This window comes from Ruegeria sp. AO1 (assembly GCF_056535985.1).
The window spans coordinates 2829706-2853387 of sequence record NZ_JBQFJC010000001.1 but is presented as its reverse complement, the minus strand read 5'-3'; the positions used below and the strand labels follow the sequence as shown (position 1 = coordinate 2853387).

Below are 23682 nucleotides of genomic sequence, written 5' to 3'. Positions count from 1 at the left end.
TTCCATGGGAGGGCAGTCTATTGGGATATGGAGCGTTTGCAGCTCTTCGCAAGGTTCTGGTTTCAGGGCTGTTTGTCAGTTGGGGCTATACGGCAACAGCCGAGCCTGTCGTAATTGCAGCGCTGGGGGACTCGCTGACCCAAGGCTATGGGCTGGTCGAACAGGATGGGTTTGTCCCACAGCTGGAACGCTGGCTGCAGGCGAACGGGGCCGAGGTTCGTTTGATCAACGCAGGTGTCTCGGGGGATACAACGGCGGGCGGCGCGGCGCGGGTCGAGTGGACTTTGACGCCGGATGTGGACGCGATGATCGTTGCGCTGGGTGGCAACGACTTGCTGCGCGGTCTCGATCCCGATCTGTCGCGCGCCAACTTGACCGCAATCCTGAGCGCGGCTGAAACAAGCGATGTCGACGTTTTGCTGATCGGCATGCAGGCCCCCGGCAACTATGGTCCGGACTACAAACAGGCGTTCGACACGATCTACCCGGATTTGGCTGAACAGTTTGATGTCCTCTACGCCGAGAGTTTCTTTGACGGTCTCGCCTCGAGTGGTGATCCGAACGCAGTCAGCCAATACATGCAGCCTGATAGGATTCACCCGAATGCCCAAGGCGTCGTGCGGATTGTTGAGGCGCTTGGCCCATCCGTGCTGGAACTGGTCAAGATGTCGGGTGAACAGGGCTAGGGGCCGTCAAACCACTGTGACGACCGTTCCGATCGGCACACGGTTGTAGAGATCTACCACGTGTTCGTTCATCATCCGGATACATCCGTTCGACGCGGCCCGCCCGATCGTCTGTGGCTGCGTTGTGCCGTGGATACGGAAATAGGTGTCTACCCCGTTCTGGAATAGATAGAGTGCGCGCGCGCCCAACGGATTGTCGCCCCCGCCGGGCTGAACATAGTCGTTATCCTTGAAACGGGCATAGGCCACCGGATCCCGCTCGATCATCTCTTGCGTGGGACGCCAGGTGGGCCATTCCTTCTTCACGTCGATGGTCGCAGTGCCGGTGAACTCCAACCCGGCTCTGCCGACACCACAGCCATAGCGGACCGCCTTGCGCGGTTCGGTCACGTAGTACAGGTAGAATGATCGCGGCACGACCAGCAGTTGCCCCGGCTGAAACTGCTTTTTGATCCGGACAAATTGCGGTGTGGGATCATACTCGGCAGCCTTCTTGGCAACGGCAATACCGGGGAGAAGGCTCAGGGCCGTTCCGGCCAGAAAAACACGACGTGTAAACATGTGCGCCTCTTGAATTGACCTGAAAAATCATCACTCGAATTCCAGAATGATATCTTAATTGGTCAATTATGGGGCAGATATTACGAAATTGTGATATGAGGCCTTTCGGCCACAAAAAAGGGCGGGGTTTACCCCCGCCCGTCTGAGTGACTTATGCCAGTTCGATATTGTCTGCGCTTTCGCGACCGTCACGACCCGAGCGCAGCTCATAGGTGACTTTCTGGTTGTCGGCCAGACCGGTCAGGCCCGAACGCTCGACAGCCGAGATGTGAACGAAGATGTCTTTGCCGCCATCTTCGGGTGCGATAAAGCCGTAGCCTTTGGTGGTGTTGAACCATTTTACGGTGCCTGCAGGCATATCCGTGTCTCCTGTTTAGTGCTGCCCACGTGGATGCGGCAGCCTGGCGTCGTCGGTCTGGATCGAATGACTGAGCGCCGTAGAAGGAGACAGTGGGTCGAAATAGAAAAACGTTAGCCCTTTGGATATGGCATTGGGGTGCGGGTGTGGCAAGAGTGGATTGAACAGGATGCGCTGTGAATTCAGGGCGTAACGGGTGATTTGAACGTGAATCCGCCGACGAAATTTCACCTTTGGCTCCACCGCATTCGTCTCTCCATCGCGATATTCGCGCGGGCAGGGTTGATCCGGAGTGGAGCGGTATGGTCACCGAGGGCGCGTTCGGAGAGCCGTAGGATGGGGTTTCACCCCATCATTTGAGAGGTCGGAGTTTGCATAGCATATTGTTTGGTGCGCGGGAACAGATCGTGCGTGTGTTCGGGTAGGGTCGTTGAGTGAGTGATGGGGTGAAACCCCATCCTACGCTTGCTACCTGCTGCGCCTATTCGGGACCCTTGATTTGTATGGGTTTTTCCTGTGCTATTTGCTTCTGCGCTTCTTTTTTGGCGGCTATTTCACCAAGCTTTTCGAAGCGCTTTTTTCTTCGCTCTCTTTCTACATACCATTCATCAAAAAGACTTTCGATCAACTCAATGAGAATCTGTGCTTCTTGTGGATCAACATCAATTATAGTATTGATGTCTTTTTCCATATGAGCGCCTATGTTGCCAATTTTCCTAACATGATCAATAGCTTCTACACTTTCCGCCGATACACCCTTGGGAGCCTTTTCGGCTTCAACTCTTTTTTGAAGTTCATTGATCTCGTCGACTAGACGACCTTTCCTAATCTCGCAAAAATCACGGATCATTCCTTGCAAGCATCGTCTTGCAAGAGTCGCGGAAGCTTTCGGGCTTAGGTCCCGAATTTCGCAAGCTTCGATATAGTCTGGGCGTAACGCAATCGGAATGAAATCAGGTTGGGGCTTAGCGGAATTGCGCGGTATAAGTCTTTCGTGAAGCATTGGGTCGGCTTCAGACGAAAAAAACCGTCCATCTAGTGCGTTGACACCATACTGTGAATATTTTTCCGCAGGTAATAAGCTAACGTCCACAGTCACTTTAAGACAATCAGGGTTTGAGCAGCAAATGGCTTGTCCCTCTAACCCGAAGAAGCCCCAAGCAGTTTCGCCAACGAGGAAATGAAAACGATCGGAGGAGATGCGTTCGCGTGTCACAGTTTGAGTTTGGCTACAGTAAGGACAGGTCCAATTGAATGACATTTGTACTCTCGTTTGGAATGTGATGGACCTAATTTCTAGGTAGATCAGCTACCTCGCAAACTTCTTATGCTTCAACCGCTTGGGCTCCAGCGCATCCGGTCCCAGACGGCGCTTTTTGTCCTCTTCGTAGTCCTCGAAGTTGCCCTCGAACCATTCCACGTGCGCGTCACCTTCGAACGCCAAGATGTGCGTGCAAATCCGGTCGAGGAAGAAGCGGTCGTGGGAGATGACGACGGCGCAGCCGGCGAAGTCGACCAGCGCGTCTTCCAGTGCGCGTAGGGTTTCGACGTCGAGGTCGTTGGTCGGTTCGTCGAGCAGCAGGACGTTACCGCCCTCTTTCAGCAGGCGGGCCATGTGGACGCGGTTGCGCTCACCACCTGACAGCAGCGAGACCTTTTTCTGCTGGTCGCCGCCCTTGAAGTTGAAGGACGAGCAATAGGCGCGGGAATTGACCTGCGCGTCGCCCAGCTGGATGATCTCGGCGCCGCCGGTGATTGCCTCCCACACGGTATCGCCATCCTTAAGGTCGTCGCGGGACTGGTCGACATAAGACAGTTCGACCGTGTCGCCCAGCGTGATGGTGCCACTGTCGGGCTGTTCCTGACCGGTGAGCATCTTGAACAGGGTCGATTTACCGGCACCGTTGGGGCCGATGACGCCGACGATGCCGCCGGGGGGCAGGGCGAAGTCCAGCCCTTCGATCAGTTGCTTGTCGCCCATGTGTTTCGACAGGCCCTCGACCTCGATCACCTTGCCACCAAGGCGCTGGCCGTTGGGTATTACGATCTGGGCGCGGGTCAGCTTTTCGCGTTCGGACTGTTCGGCCAACTCGTTGTAGGCGTTGATCCGGGCCTTGGATTTGGCCTGGCGGGCCTTCTGGCCCTGACGCATCCATTCCAACTCGCGTTGCAGGGTCTTCTGCTTGGACTTGTCCTCGCGGGCTTCCTGCTCCAGCCGTTTGGCCTTTTGTTCCAGCCATGCGGAGTAGTTGCCCTCGTACGGAATGCCACGGCCGCGGTCGAGTTCGAGGATCCAGCCAGTGATGTCATCCAGGAAATAACGGTCGTGGGTGACGATCAGGATGGTGCCCTTGTAGTCGATCAGGTGCTGTTGCAGCCAGGCGATGGTCTCGGCGTCCAGGTGGTTGGTCGGTTCGTCGAGCAGAAGCATGTCGGGTGCTTCCAGCAGCAGCTTGCACAGCGCCACGCGGCGTTTCTCACCCCCCGAGAGGTTGGCGATGTTGGCATCGTCCGGCGGGCAGCGCAGCGCCTCCATCGAGACGTCGATCTGGCTGTCGAGGTCCCACAGGTTTTCCGCGTCGATCGCGTCCTGGAGGGTGGTCATCTCTTCCATCAACTCGTCCGAGTAATTCTCAGCGATCTCCATGGCGATCTCGTTGAAGCGGTCGACCTTGGCCTTTTTCGCGGACACGCCCAGCATGACATTTTCGCGGACGGTCAGGGATTCATCCAGCTGCGGTTCCTGTGGCAGATAGCCCACCTTGGCGCCTTCAGCCGCCCATGCCTCACCGGTGAAATCCGTATCAAGGCCGGCCATGATCTTCATCAGTGTCGATTTACCCGCGCCGTTGACGCCGACGACACCGATTTTCACGCCGGGCAGAAAGCTCAGGTGGATGTTTTCAAAGCACTTCTTGCCACCAGGATAGGTCTTGGAGACACCCTGCATGTGGTAGACATATTGATAGGCGGCCATGTCGCGTCCTCTGGGTCGGGGAAATCAGGTTGAAACGCTTGATATCCAAGCGGGGCGGGCGGGGCAAGCTGGTGGTTTCGTGATTTTTGCTGAGACCTTGGGCGGCTAGAGTGGCTTCGGTTTGAGAGGCGTGTGAGATGTCAGAACTTGCGGAATTGATTGACGGGTGGGCAAAGCCCGGTCGGGTCGATTGGATTGGTTTGCGTCCAGCCCGACGGGCGAAGATCGTCACTTTAGGCGACGCTATGATTTCCGCTGATGGTTTGGATGGAGATCGCAGTCGCACGGGCAAGCGGGCGGTGACGTTGATCCAGCAGGAGCATTTGGCGACGATTGGCTCGTATCTTGGACATGGGCCGATTGCGCCAGAGATATTGCGGCGCAATCTGGTGGTTTCGGGGATTAACCTCTCCGCGCTTAAAGGCCGAGAGGTGCAGGTGGGTGAGGCGGTTCTGCGTTTTACTGTGATCTGTGCGCCCTGCAGTCGGATGGAGCAAGCGCTGGTAAAAGGCGGCTATTCCGCCGTGCGTGGGCATGGCGGGTGGTGTGCCGAAGTGTTGCGCCTTGGACGCGTTCGGGTGGGCGATACGGTGCAACCGATTGATTGACAAGCTGCTTCAGTTCTGAACATCAGCAAGGGATGTTGCGCAGCCAGATACCATATGCTCGACCCGGACAGGTCATTGGGCTGTTCGGAGGGTCCTTTGATCCTCCGCATCAAGGTCACGTGCATGTTTCGCTTGAGGCGATGAAGGCTTTCGGTTTGGATCGTGTGTGGTGGCTGGTTTCTCCGGGTAACCCTCTGAAACAGCACGGGCCTGCGCCTTTGCCGCGTCGGTTAGAGGCCGCGCGGGCGGTGATGCAGCACCCTCGGGTGGAGGTGACGGACATCGAGGCGCTGACGGGCACGCGGGCGACTGCGGATACTCTGGCGGTCCTCCAACGGCTTTACCCTCAGGTTCGGTTCGTCTGGATCATGGGGGCCGATAATCTGGCGCAGTTTCATCGGTGGAAGGACTGGCGGCAGATTATGGACCGCGTCCCCGTGGGCGTTGTGGCGCGACCGGGGGATCGGATTTCCGCGCGGATGTCGCCAGCGGCACGGGTTTATGCGCCATACAGGATTGACGGGCAGGCGCGGCATTTATTGGGGCGCGCTCAGGCTCCGGCATGGTGTTTCGTGAACGTGCCGATGGTCAATCTCAGTTCAACTGATCTTCGCAATCGCGGCAACTGGGCAAACGGAGTGTTGCCCGAATAGCCACATTGCCTGCATATTCTCATGCAATGGTTGTCCAAATTTCATCTCTGGGATTTTAATTGACCCATGGTTGATCGTATTTCACGCCGTTTGTTTCTGGCAGGGTTGAGCGCAGCTGCGATCCCTGCGGCTGCCGTGGCGCAGGCCCCCTTGGTGTCCCTGCGGCCTCAGGCCCGAGGGCCTCAACTGACCGGGGCCGAGCGGTTCGTGCGCGCAGCCGGGCTGCGGGGCGATGTGATCTTTGCTGTGGCAGATGTTGAGACAGGCACTCAGCTTGAGGAGTTCGGGGGTGAGGCCGGGTTGCCTCCGGCCAGTGTGGGCAAGGCGCTGACCGCGCTTTATGCGTTAGACGTACTGGGTCCAGATCATCGCTTTGAGACCAAGCTTCTGGCGGATGGACCAATTGAGAATGGCATTCTAAAGGGCGATCTGATCCTTGTCGGTGGCGGGGACCCTCTGCTGGACACGGATGCATTGGCAAGCATGGCAGCCAATCTGCGCGAGGCCGGGGTGACCGAGGTGCGCGGGGCGTTCAAGGTCTATGATGGAGCCTTGCCCTATGTGTTCAGCATCGACCCCGGGCAACCGGATCATCTGGGCTATAGCCCGGCGATCAGTGGAATTTCTTTGAACTTCAACCGCGTTCATTTCGAATGGAAGCGGGCCGGGACGAACTACAAAGTCACGATGGATGCGCGCAGCGCCAAGTACCGGCCGGATGTCGATATGGCCGTGATGCGGGTGGAACCGCGCAGCCTGCCGATCTACACCTATCAACCCAGCGCACGTCAGGACCGCTGGACCGTGGCCAAAGGCGCGCTGGGCAACGGCGGCGCACGTTGGTTACCCGTTCGAAAACCTGCGCTTTATGCGGGCGATGTGTTTCGTACGCTTGCCCGCTCAAACGGGATTGTTCTGGGTCGGGTGCAAGTCACGCAGGAAACCCCGCAGGGCACTACGTTGGTTGTGCATCAGAGTGACCGGTTAGAGAGCATCCTGCGCGGGATGCTGAAATACTCGACCAATCTGACGGCAGAAATGGTTGGTATGGCGGTTACTAAAGCACGCGGGGTGAGGCCGAGTGATCTGGCGGACTCGGCGGCTGAGATGAACCGCTGGGCGGCGGAGACCTATGGTGCCAACCAAATCGCCATGGTGGATCACTCTGGTCTTGGTGATGCGTCCCGCATGCCTCCGGGTGATCTGGTGAAGGCGCTTGTTGCGGCGCGCAAAACCGGGGCGCTGCGGCCGCTGCTCAAACCTTTCACGCTGACTGATAGTCAGGGTCGGGCGGTCAAGGATCACCCCATCAAGGTGAATGCAAAAACCGGAACGCTGAACTTCGTTTCGGGTCTTGGTGGGTTTCTGACCACGGCTGACGGGTCTGAACTGGCCTTTGCGATTTTTACGGCAGATGTGGACCACCGCGCCACGATCCCGCGCGAACAACGCGAGCGTCCCGAAGGTGCCCGTAGTTGGAACCGCCGGTCGCGCAAGCTGCAGCGGGCGTTGATTGAACGCTGGGGGTCTCTCTACGGCAGTTGAACCTAAATCGTGTGGCGCGCGCGGGCACCGCGTTCGATCGCGGCTGCGTGCAGGCGGTCGATGTTCAGCTCATAGCGGATTTCTTCCAACAAACGCAGCTCGGTTTCGGCCAGTGAACCGTCTGCGGCGGCAACGTCGCAGGCCAGTGCATAGGCCGTTTCGTTCAAGCGTTCGGGCAAGTTGTCACGGATCAGGCCGAAGAGGGCGTCCAAACCATCTTCCTGTTCGAACAGGTCGAACACGATTTGCGAAACCCGGCGGGTGCGGTCGATGTCATAGCCCGCAAAAACAGGCAGCATATTCACCGCGCCTTCGATCTTGACCAGTTCGGCGGTGCGGATCGTCTCATCCGACGCCGAGATCGCGACCATGATCGCCACAAGGCAATCTTGCGGAGACATCGGGTGTGGTACTTGATCGGTCATTGGGTCGTCCTGAGTCATTTGCTGCCGTCGCACGATAGGAGGGCTGGCGGGCAGGTTCAACGGCTTTTGCTGGCAAGGGTCAGAGAATTGGCAATGGCCCCCGAGTTTTGGTTTGGCGCAACACGAAATTGCTACGGGTGTCACGTACCAGGCCTGACTTCAAAAGGCGCTGCATGATGAAAAGCTCAAGATCTTCGGGCGATTTGGCATAGACCTTGAGGAGGAAGTCATGATCCCCGGTAATCGACGCGCATTCCACGATCTGAGGTTCCGTCTCTACCAGCCGGAGGAACGCGTTGATGCTGTCTTCCTGATGGCTCTGCAAAGCGACGTGGATGTAGGCAATGGCGTTCAGCCCGACAGACTTGGCGCGAACCTGCGCGGTGTAGCCGGATACAACGCCCGATGCCTCAAGATCCCGCACCCGACGCCAGCATTGCGAGGCCGACAGGCCCGTGCGGTCTGCAAGCTCATGCATCGATAGTCGGCCATCTGTTTGTAGCTGCTGCAGGATGGCGAGGTCAGCGGGCTGAAATGTTTGTGTCAACTTTCCCCCCAAAATAAAATGAACCATTCAACTTTAGTCGATTTCTCCACCGAGAGAAACTGAATTCGCCATCTCGCTTGAATAGAATGTCTGCGAAGGGGAGGAGAAGATGCCGAAATCAACGAAATACCGCGCTAAAATCGCCGATGCGAAGGGTCATATCGCGTATACGGCTGAAGAGGACGCCGTTTGGGCTGATCTCTACTCGGCGCAGCAGGACAACGTGCAGAAATACATGGCGCGTGACTATCTGGACGGCCTAAAACGGTTGGAGTTGCCGAAGACCCGTGTGCCCTCCTGCACGGATATCTCGGAACGTTTGTTGGACCTGACTGGATGGCGGGTTCAGCCTGTGCCGGCTCTGATCGGGTTCGAGACCTTCTTCGGGATGCTGGCTGACAGGGTGTTTCCGGCAGCGTCCTTTATCCGCTCACGCGAGGATTTCGACTATATTGAGGAGCCGGACATCTTTCACGAGATCTTTGGGCATACGCCCTTGCTCAGCGATCCCAGATTTGCGGCGTTCAGTCAGGCCATCGGCAAGGCCGGGGTGCAGGCTGGGCCGAAGGACTATGCTTGGCTGATCCGGCTCTATTGGTTCTCGATCGAGTTCGGGTTACGGTGGCAAGACGGTGAGATCAAAGCGCTTGGATCGGGGCTGGCGTCCTCGCCCACTGAACTTGTCTATGCGGTCGAAAGTGATATGCCGGACCGGGACCCGTTCGACGTGCTGACGATCCTGCGTACTCCATACCGGATCGACATGCACCAGATGGGCTACTTTGTTCTGCAAGACCCCGAGGCGCTGTTCGCCGCGGCCGACAGGGACCTGTTGGCAGATGTAAGACAGGCGCAGTCGCTCGGTCTATTGCCCAACAAGTTCCCACCCAAAGCAACAGCAGCGGAGTGATCGAAAATGACCACAACAGGACAAACCTGCAACTTGTCAGACCGTACGTGCGTACCTTGTTCCGGCGGCATTCCAGCCCTGACGGCAGACGAGGCGAATGTTCATATGGGCGAGCTGTCATCGGACTGGGCACTGAACGCTGGATCGACCGAGCTAAGCCGCCACTTCGCGTTCAAGGGTTTCGCTAAGGCGACATATCTGGCCAATCTCTGTGCATGGCTGGCGGATCAGCAGGGCCACCATCCCGATATCTCATTCGGCTGGGGCTATGTGGATGTCAGGCTTACGACCCATGAAATCGGCGGGCTCAGCGAGAATGACTTTATCTGGGCGGCGAAACTGGACCAGTTGACCGCTTAAAACGGCCTTTGCCTTCGGAAAAACCCCGTGCTTTTTTTGACTCATGCTGCACCGACACGACAGGAGGGGGCGTTGGGCGGTTCAATTGGAATGTGGTTGCGCACGGGTTTCATGCTGCCCCCGGATTTTTATTCGAGATAAAACCAGTTCCCGGTGCCCAATTTTTCAAGGTCAATGACATGCATACCGTCCTGAAAGCTGTGTGCTCCCACGGCGGCTTTTCTCTGGTCGGGGAAGCGAAGCGTCAGTTCAGGCTGTGCTTTGATCTGAAGCCGTCCGACTAAAGGCTCGATCCGGAAGGAGAGTTCTTCCGGAACAGCGCGGCCGGCCAGTGAGACCAGAATGCGTCCTGAAGTTGTGATCTCTTCATCATCAAGGCTTTGGACAACAACAGCCGCAGTTGGGTTCTCGACCTCGAAAGCCACATTCGTGGTGGCAACCGTTTTGTCCGAAAGGTGTCCTGCGGCGGCCTGGGTCTTGGCCGTGTCAATGACAATCAGGCCATCGTTGAATGCCCGATAAAAATCACCAGTATCCGCCGCAACGGTTTGAGCGTCCGGTTCCAGGTAAGAGCGCTCGGTATCGAGTATTTCATATGGCTGCCCCTCCAGGACCGAGGCTTGCAGCCAAGGCAGTGCCGGCGTGTCTGGCATACAGGTGACCAATCTGCTTTGCTCGACGATTGTTCGTATCCCGACCGAGGATGCTGGGGTTATCGAACTGCCAAAAAAGGCCTCGTGATCGGGGCAAAGGGCATAGGTCTTGTCCGCAAGGCGCACATGACCCTGCCGATAGAGAAGAGCAGCCGCCGGCATCATGGCCATCATCGCGGGGTCTTCAGCCATGCTCCAGTTGGTGGGGCGAAGCGGGCCATTCAAGGGCTGCTGCGCGTAGCCATAGACGATGGGGGCGTCCCACCCCTGATGGGCTGCGCGCAAGGCGACATTGAGCGGTGCAATAAACCTGTCGTCGCTGGGAAATTCGCCGATGTTCCATTCGGAAATGCTGAACGGCATTCCAACCACCTGTCCGATGGCCAGCCAATCCAGAAAGCCGGACTGCGTTCTTGGGTCGTAAAAAATTTCGCCCGAGCTTCCATAGCTATGCCCGTCAACCATGGAGCCGCGTGTGAGAGAGGGCAGCCCGGCGATCGACATCCCGCCCCACAAGCTGGTTGTGGTGATCAGACCTTCAAACCCGGTGGCTTCGATGTTCTCGATCATTCGGTCATTGAAGCGGCGTTCAAGTTCGTTCAGGAACAGCTTGGACGGCCCGTGTAGCCAGGATCGCCAGGTGAGTTCCGGGTCAAGGCCTTTTTCAACGGCAAATTCGCGCGCGGCCTCCATATAGACAGCGTTATGCCGGGGGACGTTCTTGTCTGGCAACAGCGCATTTCCGAAGTGATGTGTCAGATCATTTTCGTTCGTGATCATAACGGCGATGACCGCAGGATCTTCTGCGTATGACAACCCGGTTATCTTGTTGATGTGTGGTAGATACTTGTCCTGAAATTCAAGCATCAGCGCTTCGATACTGGGTGAAATGTAGCTGAATCCCTTGACGCGAATCGAGGTCTCACCCTTGGCGATCTCTTCGAAATCCTCGACCCCGTCTTCGGGTGTAAAGCTGCGACCGACATGAAGGTCGAGCCAGATGTAAAGGCCCTCGGCCTTTAGTGCCGCGATCCATTGGTCCAGTTTTTTCAATGAGAAGGCATCGAGCTTGCGGGTTGTCTGCGCTTCGCTGCCAAAGATGTTGGGCTGCACCCAATGCGAGTCGTGGTGGTGGATGCGCACCAGATTGAAGCCCAACCGAGAAAGGCGTTGGGCGTGGGCCCGCATGAAACGAGGTTCGGTCGTGAACAGGGCATAGGCTTGAAGGTTCGCCCCCCAAAATCGGGTCGGGGTACCATCCGCGAAGAAAAGCCCATCGCCGACGGCCTGTATCTTACCGTGACGGCCGGCAGGCCGGTGGTTCAATGCACTTAAGTCGGGAATGGGGGTTTCCAACCGCAGCGCCCCTCTCGGCCAAGTCTTCACATCTTCGCTTGGCTGCGACGTTGCCGATCTGGGGCCTGATGCGATGCTAACCACTAGGATGAGCAAAAAAGCAAAGATATCTGGGCGGTTCATCAGGCACCTCGTGCTTGTGCAGTGTATCTTTTAGGAAGGTTACTGCGTTGCCCAGGAATTCAAAATGGTTCAGTGCACTGAGTTTATGCTTATTTGCAGGGGGCGGCGCTAGAAAAACCCCGCGCTTTTATTGACTCATGCTGCACCGGCACAATAGGAGGGGCCGGTCGGTTGCAAAGCGCGACCGGCGCTGTTTTTCCCGATGGAGCAAATCTGATGTCTGAACTGCGTGAAACCGCAATGTCGTCCAAGGCCTGGCCTTTCGAAGAGGCGCGCCGGTTGCTCAAACGCTATCAGAAGAACGCTCCGGAGAAGGGGTTTGTGCTGTTCGAAACCGGCTATGGCCCCTCGGGCCTGCCGCATATCGGCACCTTTGGTGAGGTCGCGCGAACCACGATGGTCAAGCGCGCGTTCGAGGCCCTGTCGGATATCCCGACCAAGCTGATCTGTTTTTCGGACGATCTGGACGGTATGCGCAAAGTGCCCAGCAATGTGCCGAACCCGGATCAATTGCAGGACTATCTGCAATGCCCGCTGACCTCGGTGCCGGATCCGTTCGGCGAATATCCCAGCTTTGGCGAATACAACAACGCGATGCTGCGCCGGTTCCTCGACACCTTCGGGTTCGAGTATGAGTTCTATTCGGCGCGCGACTTCTACCGCTCGGGTCAGTTCGACGAGGTGCTGAAACGCGCTGTCGACAACTATGAGGCCATCATGGCCATCATGCTGAAAAGCCTGCGCGAAGAGCGTCAGCAGACCTATTCGATCTTCCTACCGATCCACCCTGAAACCGGGCGGGTTCTGTATGTGCCGATGAAGAAGGTCTGCGCCGAGACCTACACCGTGACATTCGACGATGAAGACGGCAAGGAATGGACCGTGCCCGTGACCGGCGGCAACGTGAAGCTGCAGTGGAAGCCGGACTTTGGCGCGCGCTGGGCTGCGCTTGGCGTCGATTTCGAGATGTACGGCAAGGAACACGCCACCAACGAAAAGATATATGACGCGATCTGTCGTGCTTTGGGTGGTCGCGCGCCCGAGCATTTCTCGTATGAGCTGTTTCTGGATGAAAACGGCCAGAAGATCTCGAAATCGTCGGGCAATGGCGTGTCGATCGACGAATGGCTGACCTATGCGCCGACGGAAAGCCTGTCGTATTTCATGTATCAAAAGCCGAAGACGGCCAAGCGGATGCATTTCGACGTCATCCCAAGAGCCTATGATGAATATCATCAGCAGTTGCGGGCCTATCCAGGGCAGGATCTGAAGGCGCAGCTGAACAACCCGGTCTGGCATATTCATGGCGGTGACGTGCCGGAATCGACCCTGATCGTACCGTTCGCCATGTTGCTGAACCTCGCGTCGGTTTCAGGGGCAGAGGACAAGGAGGCGCTGTGGGGTTTCATTCGCCGTTACGCGCCTGAGGCGACGGCAGAAAGCCACCCCGATCTGGACTTGGCGGCCGGTTTTGCCGTGCGCTATTTCAACGATTTCGTCAAACCAACGCGCAAACACCGAGCCCCGACGGATCAAGAACGAGAGGCGCTGGAGGCTCTGAAAGCCGCGCTCGAGGCCTATGACGGCCCGGCCGAAGATGAGGCACTGCAATCGGTGGTCTATTCCATCGGGCGCGAGCGGTTTGATCCGATGCGTGGCTGGTTCACCGCCCTCTACGAGGTGCTTTTGGGGGCCTCGCAAGGCCCGCGTTTTGGTGGTTTCATTGCCCTCTATGGCGTGCCGGAAACGATCGCGCTGATCGACAAGGCCTTGGCCGGAGAGCTGGTCTGATTTGACCTGATGCCGCATGGGGCTACCGTTCCATCAGGAGGTAGCCCCATGCGTCGTTTACTGCTCGCCCTGTCCCTGAGCGCCGGTTTGGCCTCGGCTGCGTTTGCCCAGAGCGCCGAGATCGAGGCCAATATCGCGGCCCAGATTCAGGCCTTCAAGGCGGATGATTTCGCCACGGCCTTTACCTTTGCCAGCCCCAATATTCAGCGTCTTTTCGGAAACCCGGACAATTTCGGAGCGATGGTACGCAATGGCTATCCCATGGTCTGGCGTCCCTCTGATGTGCGGTTTCTGGAACTGCGCGAGGTCGCAGGCGCGCTATGGCAGAAGGTCATGATCACCGATGGCGATGGTGCGGTTCACATTCTCGACTATCAGATGATCCAGCAGGAGAATGGCTGGAAGATTAACGGTGTACAGCTACTTGGGCGCGCCGATCCCGCAGCCTGATGCAACAGCATCGTCACGGTCAAATGACTGGCGGTTAATCCCTTTTGGATACTCAGATCGTCGCGTTCGGGATGGACCTGAACATGGCTTTTGAACGCGCGACCATTGGGCTGCGCGACGAGGAAAGGGATTTCTATGAACAAGGCAATCACCGACGGCATTGTGTTCATGCCGCCTGCTTTCGAAAACGGTCTGGGCGTGTGGTCTGCGGGCGATGGCACGCCGGGTTCACCGACCTATGATGGCTCGGGCACCGGGGGGTTTGTGCCGTCGGATGCGGATTTTGGCGGCTGTCTTGAGATCCTGAAGATCAACAACCCGCAACAGCTGCGATACATGGGCCAGACTCAGATCCTGCCGGGGTGCTATTTGCAGATCAAGGCGCGGGTCAAGGCGATCAGTGGCCCTCTGCCCGAGGTGCGGATCGCTGCCTGGGCCGGTGCAGCAGGCGACACCCATCTGACAGGCGTGATCGAGCAAGGCCCAGCCACCCAGCTGACAAGCTATGGTGCAGTGACCGAGATCACCGCCATTGTGGGCACCGGTCAGCGTCCGGGCGTGGACATGGCTTGGGGTGTCAGTGCGCTCTACGGTCATTTCGGCATTGATATTGAGGGCGCCAACGGGGCCGTCATCCGCGTCGATGATCTGGAGATTACGGATGTCACGGGCGTGTTCCTGCGTGAGATCATCAGCCGTGTGGACGTGCGCGACTATGGTGCTGTGGGCGACGGCAATGCCGACGACTCGGCCGCGTTCGAGGCAGCGGATCAGGCCGCTGGGGGCCGACGCATTTTTGTACCCCAAGGCACCTATCGTCTGGCCGAGAACACCACCCTGTCCTCGGAGGTCGAGTTTGAGGGCACTGTGACGATGCCTGACGACAAGATGCTTCTGCTGCTGAAAAACTATGACCTGCCAGCTTATATTGCCGCGTTCGGGAATGAAGAGCTGGCTTTCAAAAAAGCGTTTCAGTCACTGTTGAACAACTCGGACCATGAATCGCTGGACCTGGGCGGGCGCAAGATCGAAGTGACAGCCCCTATCGACATGTTTGCCGCCGTTCCCAACAAGCCGGGGTTTTCGACCCGCCGCGTCGTTCGTAACGGTCAGTTCGATGTCAAAAGCAGCTCGGCCTGGGATACCGAAACCTTCACCTCGGTCGCTACTTATGATCCGGCAGACTCGACCCGGCTGACCAATGTGGCGAACGTCGCGAACATCCCCATCGGTTCGCTGGTTCAGGGCAGCGGCGTCGGGCGCGAGATCTACGTGCGCGGCAAAGATGAAAGCGCCGGAGAGCTGACGCTGAACGCGCCGATGTATGACGCGGCAGGCACCCAGACCTTCACCTTCGTGTCCTTCAAATACCTGCTGGATTTCGTCAATTTCGGAGTGCTGCGCAAGTTCGGAATGGAGCAGATCGAGTTTCAGTGCAACGGCCGCTGCAGCGCCATCCGTCTGGCACCTGCGGGCAGCACGTTTTCCCTGTCGGATTGTTTCATCAGCCGTCCGCTGGATCGCGGCATCACCTCGATCGGCACGGGCTGTAAGGGGATGCTGATCGACAATTGCCAGTTCTTGTCGTCAGAAGAGTCGTTCATTGTACCGGACCGCAAGTCGATCGCGCTGAACACCACCTCGAACGACGTGAAGATCCGCCACAACCGGGCGGTGCGCTTCAAGCATTTTGCGGTTATCGGCGGGGACAACAACATGATCCTTGGTAACCACTTCTTCCAAGGCGACAGTATTCCGCAAGGGGTGCGGACCGCAGGGCTGATCATGATCGGTACCTACAACAGCTCGACCATCGCCGAGAACTACGTGGACAATTGCTTTGTGCAATGGACGAACGAGCGTGACACGACACCCGCCTATGTCTCGGGCTATTCCTTCAGCGCCATGAGCATCACCGACAATATCTTCTATTCCAGCGAGGCGCCGCCCTGGTTCAGCTATATCGTGATCCGTCCGCACGGTCCGGGGCATTTTCTGAACGGGCTGGCGGTGACCGGGAACAAGTTCCGCTCTAGCGGGACGGACATAGAGCGCGCCGACCGGGTGGATACGTCCTTTGCGGATCTGGATGCGGATCAGCACATCAACGTCACGTTCAGCAACAACACCTATCACGGTATTGACGCCAAGGTCGAAAACCCGCTGCGTGTGCGACACAGCCAGAACTCGGCCTCGCAGGTCTGGACCATTGACTCGGACGGTCGGTTGCCGTTTAGCTCCAAGGCGCGCAGTTGCGATGCGGTGGCGGTTCTAGGGCCGCTCAGAACGGCGCTGGGGTCGGTGCGTTATTCCTTTCCCTATGCTGATGTCGAACAGGGCAGCAATGGCGATGCCGTCCAATTGCGCTGGGCCGAAAGCCTGAGCGGCGATGTATCGGTACAGATGCGTCTGGAAGAGTGACGATAGCAGCCAGTCGCCCCTGTATCGGGGCGGCTTCGCTTTGGGTGACAGGAAAGACAAGACGTTTGGGAATCCTGTGCTAGGCTGAGGGTAAGCCAAAGGAGGACTCAGATGCCGACCATAGCCAAAACCGCCAGTGTTCAGACCGTTATCACGACATTTGAGATGACACCCGGCACCTGTCAGGACCTGCTTGAGGCGCTGACGGATGCCTATTCCGAATTCATCTCAAAACAGCCCGGATTTGTATCGGCCGGCCTGCATGTCAACGACGCCCAGACACGTATTGCTAACTACTCGCAATGGGAACGGCGCGAGGATTTTCTGGCCATGCTGCGTACCCCAGAAATGCGCGACCGCAACCGCAAGATCAATGAGCTGTGCAAGAGTTTCGAGCCGGTCATGTATGACGTGGCTGAGACATTCAATTGACGTAGGCCCCGTGCTCTGGGGTCAGATGTCTGTAGCTTCTACGCGGTAGGCCTTGCCAAACCCGCCGTTCAGCAGCCCATCTTCAATCTCAAAGCGGGCAAAGCTGAAATCCGCGAAATCTGCATAGAGTTTAGCCTTGGGGCGAAGTGACAGATACCTCTGGCGGAGGTTGTCATGATCCGCCGTTCCCCTTGCAACCAAACGAGCCGTCGCGTGCAAGGTCAGCCGAGGATGCGTCAGCGGATCCCCCTTAGGGCCTGGATCCCCGATCAGAAGGGCGCAGGCCGGGTTGTTCTGTAGCGCCCGGCTATGATCCGACAGGCTTGAAATCAGCGAGATCGGCTGCCTCTCGGCATCTGTTGCAAGAGCAATCCGCGATACTGATGGCAAAGCGGTGCCAGGGCTCAGAACGGCGAGCGCGGCATGGGTCGAGTCATCCATCAATTCGCGGATCAGGCCCCGGGCGGTGTCGTCCAACGGTTGGTAGGGGTCTTTGGTTGGCATTGTGCCTCGCATTGGTGAGCGTGAGGGTAATCCTATACCCGCTGATCTTTGTGTGCGAGCCGTGTTCTGCCTCGGCTTCGCCACAAAGTCCCTGTATCGCGATGGCATGATGTTTCGCAAATCCAATCTGGACGAACCCTTGCCGACCAAACGTCAGCGCCGGGCCGAAGCCGCCCGGCGACGCGCACTCTCTCCGGTGCGTATTCTGCTTATGGTTCTGTGCCTGCCGCTGACCGTCGCGTTGATCTCCTTTAACATGTTCGTGCGCCTTTCAGACTATGGCCGGGATGAGGCCATGGTCCATCTGATCGCGCTGGCCGGTTGCGATGCCTCTCGGGCCGTGGGGTTCGGCACGTTTTACGAAGGCTATGCGGGCTATCATCCGCGCAACGACCCCGACGGTGATGGAGTGGCCTGTGGACCGGATGTGGCGCAGCGCCAAACAGCCCCCTCGCCAAGTATGACCACGCCCCGCGAAACAACTGCCAACCAAAGGTCCTTGGGCAACGCCAAGTTCATCAAGCCTTGAAACCCGTGGGTTGAGGGTCGTTACCTCCGCGACCGCTTGGCCTGTGACGCTGCGGGAATCTGCCAGTTCATGCTATGATGCGCCGCGTTGGTACCAGTTTGGTGCCTCCATCGGGCAATTTCGCCCAGTTTGGGAGGACAAAGATGTTTGCACGCGTAACTCAATTTAAAATGAAACCCGGCACGCGCGAGGCGGCCACGGCGAAGATGAACGAATTGAAATCTGAAATCATGGGCATGCCCGGCATGCACTGTTTTACCAATGTGATGAACGAGGACGGCACCGGATACGTGATCTCGGTGGTCGAAAGCGAGGATATCTCAAACGCAAACGCCCCAAAGGTGGCCGAGCTTTGGGGGCATTTCGCCGAGTTCATGGAAGCGCCGCCAACCCCAGCAGGCTTTGACGTGATTGCCCATTGGGACAAAGGCTGAACGCACGTTTGACCACTGGCCGATCCGCGCCACTTCAGACAATGCTACGAGAGCAGCGACGCTGCGCAGGTGCGAAACTTGCGCACCTCTGGCGCTGCACCTTCCAGTGAGAATTCACTCAGGTGGTCTTGCGTGAAGGCATAGGCTGTTTGGTTGAACTCAAGGCCATCCAAGACGTTGCCGAAGCCGGTGTCTGAGACGAACAAGGACATCGCATCGTCCGACAGCTTGTGTCGTGGCGTTCCGATCTCAATCGGGTTTGGCCCTTCAAATCGCATGGCGAACCACGGCGTTTGCGTCCAGCCTTCGATGCGGCGCATGATTTCGAGGGTATAGAGCGGCTGCGCCGGATCGTAGGTGAGCCTGATCGACTCTGCCTCGGTCTCGTGTGTCAGCGTGCAGATGTCGCCAATCGTGGCGTTCCACGCATAGGCGGGGCTGCCGAGCAGCAGTGAGAGCAGGACAAAGCGCATGGAGAGGAACCTAGCCGCAGATTGTCCTTTGGCAAGTGTGTGACGGGCTAGCCCTTCATTGCATTCAACAAGTCCAGCAGCCGCTTTCGGTCATCATCGTCAGCATAGTCACCGGTGGCCAGGCGCTGGGCAATGCTCAGGCGCAGGCGTTCCTGCTGGGTTCGGACATCTTCGCTGGCGGTTTCGGCCAGCGTCTTCATGATCGCTGCCACAGCCTGTTTGCGATTGGTGCTGGGGCTGGCGATATAGTCAACAAGGCTCTGCTTACCGGAATCGAGGATGTTTTCGGCCAGATCGCGCAGTTGCGCGCCATTGGGCAGCAGCGGGGCGGGGGCACCTTCGGGCGGCAGGATTTCCGGTACGCTGCGCGGGGTCTCGGCCAGCGCGTTCGCACCGTCGACAAAGGCCTCGGTGATCATCCGAGTGATCTTGATCGCGCGCGGGTCCTTGAACAGGGCCGAGGCGATGGCCACGCCGTAATCCGTATAGACCCACGGATTGACCCGCCGCCCGCCGCGGCCCTTGGGTTTTGGGATCACATTCCGTGATATCAAATCGGCGACTTCGGCGTCGGTCAGTTGAAAGCGGTATCCCTCGAACAGCTCCTTGTTGCGCGACACCGCCTGATTGAAGGCGCTGACGGATTTTCCGTAGAATTGCGCCAGATCCTCGGCCAGAACCACGCGGGTGCCGCGCACCCGGTGAATGGCGCTTTGGACCTTAGTCGTGCTGGGCAGGGTGTTCGGGTTCGTCATGGCAGCCGTTTGGAATCACAATTTGTGATTTCAAACTGGAGGAGTGCGCGCTGGGCTGCAAGGGTGGAGTGATGGGTGGCGTGTAGGATGGGGTTTTACCCCATCATGCGTTTAGGGGTATCGGAGTGATGGGTTGGAAACCCATCCTACGCTTGCTATTCCCATACAGAAATTTGTTGATTTGAACATTGGCCGAATTCAAACTGTCATAAGTACGATTAAGCCAGGTATCGATTATGAAAATTAAAAACCCAAGAATTCTGTCATCAGCTTTCACGTTATGGGCTGGGTTTTTTTTGTATCCAACAATGGTTTGGTCACATGGAAATTGCGCGAAAATTGAAAACGACATAGCTCGCCTAAGCTGTTTTGATGAATCCCATATTTCAAGTGTTCAATCCGACCTGACTCCCATGACCGCTTACATAGAGCATTCAAATTTGCTTTATTCAGGCTGGTGGGATGGCCCAAAGGGCCAGATAGTCAACTCAGCTTTTGACGACACAACCTGTAACTACGTATTTGGGCGTCTGGATGGAACTCTGGAGACAGGATTCTGGTTCAACGTGATAGCATTTAACGCTGGTGAAATTGAGAGAATTACCAGACAAGGCAACAGGACGCTATTTACCATGAAGCGTCGAGCGGAATTGGCTTTCCATTGGGCGGCATCTCGACAGGCACTCCCTGATCAGGGCTCCGCAGAACGGTTTCTCGCGATTATGTTGAACACAGTTCTAGAGGATGAGATGCAGGGCGAAGCGCTTAGGCTCGAGTATGCCCCCACGCAAAAGCTGTCGATAACGACACCTGCGTCAGCAGTAGACTATGAGAAAATCATTAACTCATTCTCTGACCTTGTTCGGTCATGCGAGAATAGTTGAATCAAAACTATTACCTCTTCCGTCTCTTCACATTCCCACCCCGCTGCCCCGGCCTGCCAGCCGTTGACCGACCACGCGATTTTACCGCGTCTTCCGAGGCTTTCTCGACCGCCCATTGGCGCGCCATGGGGTCGTCGGCGACGGCCAGATCGACCGCTTCCAGACGTTTGATTTCATCCCGGATATTGGCGGCCTCTTCGAATTCCAGGTTCTCGGCGGCTTTGCGCATCTGGTCACGCAACCCGTCCAGATGGGCTTCGAGATTGGCGCCGTGCATCGGTTTGTCGATGGTGGCGGTGACGCGGTTCATGTCGACGTCGCCTTCGTAGAGCCCGGCCAGAACGTCCTCGACATTCTTTTTCACGGTCGCAGGCGTGATGCCGTGTTCTTCGTTATAGGCGATCTGTCTTGCGCGGCGGCGGTTGGTTTCGTTCAGCGCGCGCTCCATCGAGCCGGTGATCTTGTCGGCATACATGATCACCCGGCCATCGGCGTTGCGCGCGGCGCGGCCGATGGTCTGGATCAGCGAGGTTTCCGAGCGCAGGAAACCTTCCTTGTCGGCGTCCAGAATGGCGACCAGTCCGCATTCGGGGATGTCGAGCCCTTCGCGCAGCAGGTTGATCCCGACCAACACGTCGAAGGCACCCAACCGCAGGTCACGCAGGATTTCGATACGTTCCAGCGTGTCGATGTCCGAATGCATGTAGCGGACTTTTATTCCCTGTTCGTGCAGGTATTCGGTCAGGTCCTCGGCCATGCGTTTGGTCAGCGTGGTGACCAATGTGCGGTAGCCATCGGCGGCGACCTTGCGCACCTCGTCCAGCAGGTCGTCGACCTGCATGGATACGGGGCGGATTTCGACCTCGGGGTCCAAGAGGCCAGTGGGGCGGATCACCTGTTCGGTGAAGACGCCGCCGGTCTGTTCGATCTCCCACTTGGCCGGGGTGGCCGAGACGAAGACGGATTGCGGGCGCATGGCATCCCACTCTTCGAACTTGAGGGGTCGGTTGTCCATGCACGACGGCAGGCGGAACCCGTGCTCGGCCAGCGTGAACTTGCGCCGATAGTCGCCCCGGTACATGCCGCCGATCTGCGGGACGCTAACGTGGCTTTCATCCGCGAAGACAATCGCGTTGTCGGGGATGAATTCGAACAGGGTAGGGGGTGGCTCGCCCGGCGCGCGGCCCGTCAGATAGCGCGAGTAGTTCTCGATCCCGTTGCAGACGCCGGTGGCCTCCAGCATTTCCAGATCGAAGTTGGTGCGCTGTTCCAGACGTTGCGCCTCCAGCAGCTTGCCCTCGCCCACCAGTTGGTCCAGCCGGATACGGAGTTCCTTTTTGATGCCGATGATCGCTTGTTGCATCGTCGGTTTCGGCGTCACGTAGTGCGAGTTTGCATAGACCCGCACCTGTTCCATCGTGGCGGCGCGTTCTCCGGTCAGGGGGTCGAATTCGGTGATCTGTTCCAGTTCCTCGCCGAAGAAGGATAGCTTCCAGGCGCGATCCTCAAGGTGGGCGGGCCAGATCTCAAGCGAGTCACCCCGAACCCGGAAGGACCCGCGCTGAAACGCCTGATCGTTGCGGCGATATTGCTGAGCGACGAGATCGGCCATGACCTGCCGTTGATCATATTCATTGCCGACCTTGAGGTCCTGCGTCATCGCCCCGTAGGTCTCGACCGAGCCAATCCCGTAGATGCAGGACACCGAGGCGACGATGATCACGTCATCGCGCTCAAGAAGCGCGCGGGTGGCCGAGTGGCGCATCCGGTCGATCTGTTCGTTGATCTGCGATTCTTTCTCGATATAGGTGTCCGAGCGCGGCACGTAGGCCTCGGGCTGGTAGTAGTCGTAGTAGGACACGAAATATTCGACCGAGTTTTCGGGGAAGAAGCCTTTGAACTCGCCGTATAGCTGTGCGGCCAGCGTCTTGTTAGGCGCAAGGATTATGGCAGGGCGCTGGGTTTCCTCGATCACCTTGGCCATGGTGAAGGTCTTGCCCGTTCCGGTCGCGCCAAGCAGAACCTGATCGCGCTCGCCGTCCATAACGCCGCCCGCCAGCTCTTTTATGGCTGTGGGCTGGTCTCCGGCAGGCGCAAAATCGGTGTGCATCACGAACGCCTTGCCGCCCTCAAGCTTGAGGCGGGCGCGGACGTCTTCTGAGGTCAGCTGGGTCTTGTCGGAGTGAGCATAGGCCATAGAGGGGGATTCCTTTCGCGCCTGATTTTGATCTGTTTTTGTTCCGGTTCAAGGGGGCATTTCCATTGCACGCAATTGCGACAATTGCGGACTTGTCCGAATGGATGCTGTGACGCATAAACATAGCCAGCCAAGTGAGCACGGAGAGGCGAGATGCGCGCACGGATATATCAGCCTTCGCGGAATGCGATGACCTCGGGCATGGCCAAAACCCGCAAGTGGGTTTTGGAGTATGCGCCTGCGTCCTCGCGTGAAGTTGATCCGCTGATGGGCTGGACCTCATCCGATGACACCCAGACCCAGGTGCGCCTGAAATTCGATACCAAGGAAGAGGCGCTGGATTACGCCAAGGACAATGGTATCGACGTGCAGGTCAGCGAGCCGCACAAGCGCAAGCCCAATCTGCGTCCGCGCGGATATGGCGAGAATTTCGCAACGGACCGTCGCAGTCCCTGGACGCACTGAATGATCGAAATTCGTTTGGCCGACCCCACGTCGGATGCCTTGCGCCCTGTGATTGAGGCGCATTTTGCCCATAGCGAACAAGCGGGTCCGGCGGAAAGCAACCACACCATGGGGCCCGAGGCCTTGTCGGGTGACGGCATCCGCTTCTGGGGTCTTTTCGAAGAGGGCCGCGCCTTGGGCTGCGGCGCGTTGAAGACGCTACCCGATGGTACGGCAGAAGTGAAATCGGTGCACGTTGTCGAAGTCGCACGCGGGCGCGGTCTCGCGCGGGTGATGATGGCATACCTTGCCGATCTGGCAGCCAATGAGGGCACAAAGGCGCTTGTGCTTGAAACGGGTGCGGCGCATCTGCCAGATTATGATGCTGCGCGTAAGCTCTATGAGGCGTTGGGTTATTCCTATTGCGGCCCGATCTATGGGTATGAAGAGGATCCAAACAGCGCCTTCATGCGCTTGGCTCTTGAACCCCGCCCTTAAAACCAGCAAGAAGGGCGCAGCGGTCCCTTAGCTCAACTGGATAGAGCAGCTGACTTCTAATCAGCAGGTTGAGGGTTCGAGTCCTTCAGGGATCGCCATTTCACTCAA

The 23682-nt window shown here is 57.7% G+C and carries 26 protein-coding genes and 1 tRNA gene; 16 read left to right on the top strand and 11 right to left on the bottom strand.

The window, feature by feature from the left end; genetic code table 11:
- Window positions 1-20 precede the first annotated feature (20 nt).
- Window positions 21-686, top strand: a complete 666-nt coding sequence (locus ACR3FB_RS14170; RefSeq protein ID WP_480565875.1) for an arylesterase — start codon at window positions 21-23, stop codon at window positions 684-686.
- Between the two features lie 6 nt (window positions 687-692).
- On the opposite strand, the gene ACR3FB_RS14165 is transcribed toward ACR3FB_RS14170, so the two are convergent.
- The 4 genes from ACR3FB_RS14165 to ettA form a co-directional block, all read right to left on the bottom strand.
- A complete protein-coding gene (locus ACR3FB_RS14165) occupies window positions 693-1247 on the bottom strand; it encodes a L,D-transpeptidase (protein WP_480565874.1) in 555 nt (184 codons plus the stop codon).
- Between the two features lie 151 nt (window positions 1248-1398).
- Window positions 1399-1605 carry a cold-shock protein gene (locus ACR3FB_RS14160; RefSeq protein ID WP_170378838.1) on the bottom strand — a complete coding sequence of 69 codons (207 nt, stop codon included), beginning with the start codon at window positions 1603-1605 and terminating at the stop codon, window positions 1399-1401.
- 481 nt (window positions 1606-2086) lie between these two features.
- Window positions 2087-2866: a DUF4145 domain-containing protein gene (locus ACR3FB_RS14155; RefSeq protein WP_480565873.1), complete on the bottom strand. Its 780-nt coding sequence runs from the start codon at window positions 2864-2866 to the stop codon at window positions 2087-2089.
- Between the two features lie 48 nt (window positions 2867-2914).
- Window positions 2915-4582 carry an energy-dependent translational throttle protein EttA gene (gene ettA / locus ACR3FB_RS14150; protein ID WP_170678842.1) on the bottom strand — a complete coding sequence of 556 codons (1668 nt, stop codon included), beginning with the start codon at window positions 4580-4582 and terminating at the stop codon, window positions 2915-2917.
- 137 nt (window positions 4583-4719) lie between these two features.
- Here ettA and ACR3FB_RS14145 point away from each other — a divergent pair, with 137 nt between their 5' ends.
- The 3 genes from ACR3FB_RS14145 to dacB all read left to right on the top strand — a co-directional run bounded on the left by ACR3FB_RS14145 (window position 4720) and on the right by dacB (window position 7388).
- Window positions 4720-5190 (top strand): MOSC domain-containing protein, encoded by a 471-nt coding sequence (locus tag ACR3FB_RS14145; protein ID WP_480565872.1) that lies wholly within the window; start codon window positions 4720-4722, stop codon window positions 5188-5190.
- A gap of 32 nt (window positions 5191-5222) precedes the next feature.
- Window positions 5223-5843 carry a nicotinate-nucleotide adenylyltransferase gene (locus tag ACR3FB_RS14140; RefSeq protein ID WP_480565871.1) on the top strand — a complete coding sequence of 207 codons (621 nt, stop codon included), beginning with the start codon at window positions 5223-5225 and terminating at the stop codon, window positions 5841-5843.
- Window positions 5844-5909: 66 nt separating this feature from the next.
- Window positions 5910-7388 (top strand): D-alanyl-D-alanine carboxypeptidase/D-alanyl-D-alanine endopeptidase, encoded by a 1479-nt coding sequence (dacB, locus tag ACR3FB_RS14135; protein ID WP_480565870.1) that lies wholly within the window; start codon window positions 5910-5912, stop codon window positions 7386-7388.
- A 2-nt stretch (window positions 7389-7390) separates the two neighbouring features.
- Here dacB and ACR3FB_RS14130 read toward each other — a convergent pair whose 3' ends face one another.
- Window positions 7391-7813 (bottom strand): tellurite resistance TerB family protein, encoded by a 423-nt coding sequence (locus ACR3FB_RS14130; protein ID WP_170721088.1) that lies wholly within the window; start codon window positions 7811-7813, stop codon window positions 7391-7393.
- A 79-nt stretch (window positions 7814-7892) separates the two neighbouring features.
- Window positions 7893-8360, bottom strand: a complete 468-nt coding sequence (locus tag ACR3FB_RS14125) for an Lrp/AsnC family transcriptional regulator (protein WP_480565869.1) — start codon at window positions 8358-8360, stop codon at window positions 7893-7895.
- A 109-nt stretch (window positions 8361-8469) separates the two neighbouring features.
- Here ACR3FB_RS14125 and phhA point away from each other — a divergent pair, with 109 nt between their 5' ends.
- Window positions 8470-9270: a phenylalanine 4-monooxygenase gene (phhA, locus tag ACR3FB_RS14120; RefSeq protein ID WP_480565868.1), complete on the top strand. Its 801-nt coding sequence runs from the start codon at window positions 8470-8472 to the stop codon at window positions 9268-9270.
- Between the two features lie 33 nt (window positions 9271-9303).
- A complete protein-coding gene (locus ACR3FB_RS14115) occupies window positions 9304-9630 on the top strand; it encodes a 4a-hydroxytetrahydrobiopterin dehydratase (protein ID WP_480565866.1) in 327 nt (108 codons plus the stop codon).
- A gap of 128 nt (window positions 9631-9758) precedes the next feature.
- Here the strand turns inward: ACR3FB_RS14115 and ACR3FB_RS14110 are convergent, their stop codons facing one another.
- Window positions 9759-11639: a cellulase family glycosylhydrolase gene (locus tag ACR3FB_RS14110; RefSeq protein WP_480565865.1), complete on the bottom strand. Its 1881-nt coding sequence runs from the start codon at window positions 11637-11639 to the stop codon at window positions 9759-9761.
- 339 nt (window positions 11640-11978) lie between these two features.
- On the opposite strand from ACR3FB_RS14110, the gene ACR3FB_RS14105 reads away from it, so the two are divergent.
- From ACR3FB_RS14105 to ACR3FB_RS14090, 4 genes are all read left to right on the top strand, one after another.
- The gene (locus tag ACR3FB_RS14105) at window positions 11979-13553 is read left to right on the top strand and encodes a lysine--tRNA ligase (protein ID WP_480565864.1); all 1575 of its coding nucleotides are present in this window, start codon (window positions 11979-11981) and stop codon (window positions 13551-13553) included.
- 48 nt (window positions 13554-13601) lie between these two features.
- Window positions 13602-14003 (top strand): DUF4864 domain-containing protein, encoded by a 402-nt coding sequence (locus ACR3FB_RS14100; protein ID WP_480565863.1) that lies wholly within the window; start codon window positions 13602-13604, stop codon window positions 14001-14003.
- A 135-nt stretch (window positions 14004-14138) separates the two neighbouring features.
- Window positions 14139-16424, top strand: coding sequence for a glycosyl hydrolase family 28-related protein (locus ACR3FB_RS14095; RefSeq protein ID WP_480565862.1), 2286 nt, complete (start codon window positions 14139-14141; stop codon window positions 16422-16424).
- A 111-nt stretch (window positions 16425-16535) separates the two neighbouring features.
- Window positions 16536-16856 (top strand): antibiotic biosynthesis monooxygenase family protein, encoded by a 321-nt coding sequence (locus ACR3FB_RS14090; protein WP_170462743.1) that lies wholly within the window; start codon window positions 16536-16538, stop codon window positions 16854-16856.
- Between the two features lie 21 nt (window positions 16857-16877).
- Here ACR3FB_RS14090 and ACR3FB_RS14085 read toward each other — a convergent pair whose 3' ends face one another.
- Window positions 16878-17360, bottom strand: a complete 483-nt coding sequence (locus ACR3FB_RS14085; RefSeq protein ID WP_480565861.1) for a HugZ family pyridoxamine 5'-phosphate oxidase — start codon at window positions 17358-17360, stop codon at window positions 16878-16880.
- 109 nt (window positions 17361-17469) lie between these two features.
- Between ACR3FB_RS14085 and ACR3FB_RS14080 the strand changes: the two genes are divergently transcribed.
- On the top strand, window positions 17470-17889 hold the full coding sequence (locus tag ACR3FB_RS14080) for an excalibur calcium-binding domain-containing protein (RefSeq protein ID WP_480565859.1): 420 nt from the start codon (window positions 17470-17472) through the stop codon (window positions 17887-17889).
- Between the two features lie 143 nt (window positions 17890-18032).
- Window positions 18033-18323 (top strand): hypothetical protein, encoded by a 291-nt coding sequence (locus ACR3FB_RS14075; protein ID WP_170468737.1) that lies wholly within the window; start codon window positions 18033-18035, stop codon window positions 18321-18323.
- Window positions 18324-18367: 44 nt separating this feature from the next.
- Here ACR3FB_RS14075 and ACR3FB_RS14070 read toward each other — a convergent pair whose 3' ends face one another.
- Together ACR3FB_RS14070 and ACR3FB_RS14065 are read right to left on the bottom strand one after the other, a co-directional pair.
- Window positions 18368-18796, bottom strand: coding sequence for a hypothetical protein (locus ACR3FB_RS14070; protein WP_480565857.1), 429 nt, complete (start codon window positions 18794-18796; stop codon window positions 18368-18370).
- A gap of 47 nt (window positions 18797-18843) precedes the next feature.
- Window positions 18844-19551: an ORF6N domain-containing protein gene (locus tag ACR3FB_RS14065; protein ID WP_480565855.1), complete on the bottom strand. Its 708-nt coding sequence runs from the start codon at window positions 19549-19551 to the stop codon at window positions 18844-18846.
- 236 nt (window positions 19552-19787) lie between these two features.
- On the opposite strand from ACR3FB_RS14065, the gene ACR3FB_RS14060 reads away from it, so the two are divergent.
- On the top strand, window positions 19788-20435 hold the full coding sequence (locus ACR3FB_RS14060) for a hypothetical protein (protein ID WP_480565853.1): 648 nt from the start codon (window positions 19788-19790) through the stop codon (window positions 20433-20435).
- Window positions 20436-20445: 10 nt separating this feature from the next.
- On the opposite strand, the gene uvrB is transcribed toward ACR3FB_RS14060, so the two are convergent.
- The gene (gene uvrB / locus ACR3FB_RS14055; protein WP_480565851.1) at window positions 20446-22632 is read right to left on the bottom strand and encodes an excinuclease ABC subunit UvrB; all 2187 of its coding nucleotides are present in this window, start codon (window positions 22630-22632) and stop codon (window positions 20446-20448) included.
- 153 nt (window positions 22633-22785) lie between these two features.
- Between uvrB and ACR3FB_RS14050 the strand changes: the two genes are divergently transcribed.
- From ACR3FB_RS14050 to ACR3FB_RS14040, 3 genes are all read left to right on the top strand, one after another.
- Window positions 22786-23097, top strand: coding sequence for an ETC complex I subunit (locus ACR3FB_RS14050; protein WP_170378795.1), 312 nt, complete (start codon window positions 22786-22788; stop codon window positions 23095-23097).
- Entirely contained in the window at window positions 23098-23574 is a 477-nt protein-coding gene (locus ACR3FB_RS14045) for a GNAT family N-acetyltransferase (protein WP_480565849.1), read from the top strand.
- A gap of 21 nt (window positions 23575-23595) precedes the next feature.
- Window positions 23596-23672, top strand: a tRNA-Arg gene (locus ACR3FB_RS14040).
- The last annotated feature ends 10 nt before the right edge of the window (window positions 23673-23682 follow it).

Coding starts and splice junctions, on each gene's coding strand:
- ACR3FB_RS14165 (WP_480565874.1), bottom strand. CDS start 1,247: ATGTTTACACGTCGTGTTTTTCTGGCCGGAACGGCCCTGAGCCTTCTC.
- ACR3FB_RS14160 (WP_170378838.1), bottom strand. CDS start 1,605: ATGCCTGCAGGCACCGTAAAATGGTTCAACACCACCAAAGGCTACGGC.
- ACR3FB_RS14155 (WP_480565873.1), bottom strand. CDS start 2,866: ATGTCATTCAATTGGACCTGTCCTTACTGTAGCCAAACTCAAACTGTG.
- ettA (WP_170678842.1), bottom strand. CDS start 4,582: ATGGCCGCCTATCAATATGTCTACCACATGCAGGGTGTCTCCAAGACC.
- ACR3FB_RS14145 (WP_480565872.1), top strand. CDS start 4,720: ATGTCAGAACTTGCGGAATTGATTGACGGGTGGGCAAAGCCCGGTCGG.
- ACR3FB_RS14140 (WP_480565871.1), top strand. CDS start 5,223: ATGTTGCGCAGCCAGATACCATATGCTCGACCCGGACAGGTCATTGGG.
- dacB (WP_480565870.1), top strand. CDS start 5,910: ATGGTTGATCGTATTTCACGCCGTTTGTTTCTGGCAGGGTTGAGCGCA.
- ACR3FB_RS14130 (WP_170721088.1), bottom strand. CDS start 7,813: ATGACCGATCAAGTACCACACCCGATGTCTCCGCAAGATTGCCTTGTG.
- phhA (WP_480565868.1), top strand. CDS start 8,470: ATGCCGAAATCAACGAAATACCGCGCTAAAATCGCCGATGCGAAGGGT.
- ACR3FB_RS14105 (WP_480565864.1), top strand. CDS start 11,979: ATGTCTGAACTGCGTGAAACCGCAATGTCGTCCAAGGCCTGGCCTTTC.
- ACR3FB_RS14100 (WP_480565863.1), top strand. CDS start 13,602: ATGCGTCGTTTACTGCTCGCCCTGTCCCTGAGCGCCGGTTTGGCCTCG.
- ACR3FB_RS14095 (WP_480565862.1), top strand. CDS start 14,139: ATGAACAAGGCAATCACCGACGGCATTGTGTTCATGCCGCCTGCTTTC.
- ACR3FB_RS14090 (WP_170462743.1), top strand. CDS start 16,536: ATGCCGACCATAGCCAAAACCGCCAGTGTTCAGACCGTTATCACGACA.
- ACR3FB_RS14085 (WP_480565861.1), bottom strand. CDS start 17,360: ATGCCAACCAAAGACCCCTACCAACCGTTGGACGACACCGCCCGGGGC.
- ACR3FB_RS14080 (WP_480565859.1), top strand. CDS start 17,470: ATGTTTCGCAAATCCAATCTGGACGAACCCTTGCCGACCAAACGTCAG.
- ACR3FB_RS14075 (WP_170468737.1), top strand. CDS start 18,033: ATGTTTGCACGCGTAACTCAATTTAAAATGAAACCCGGCACGCGCGAG.
- ACR3FB_RS14070 (WP_480565857.1), bottom strand. CDS start 18,796: ATGCGCTTTGTCCTGCTCTCACTGCTGCTCGGCAGCCCCGCCTATGCG.
- ACR3FB_RS14065 (WP_480565855.1), bottom strand. CDS start 19,551: ATGACGAACCCGAACACCCTGCCCAGCACGACTAAGGTCCAAAGCGCC.
- ACR3FB_RS14060 (WP_480565853.1), top strand. CDS start 19,788: ATGAAAATTAAAAACCCAAGAATTCTGTCATCAGCTTTCACGTTATGG.
- uvrB (WP_480565851.1), bottom strand. CDS start 22,632: ATGGCCTATGCTCACTCCGACAAGACCCAGCTGACCTCAGAAGACGTC.
- ACR3FB_RS14050 (WP_170378795.1), top strand. CDS start 22,786: ATGCGCGCACGGATATATCAGCCTTCGCGGAATGCGATGACCTCGGGC.
- ACR3FB_RS14045 (WP_480565849.1), top strand. CDS start 23,098: ATGATCGAAATTCGTTTGGCCGACCCCACGTCGGATGCCTTGCGCCCT.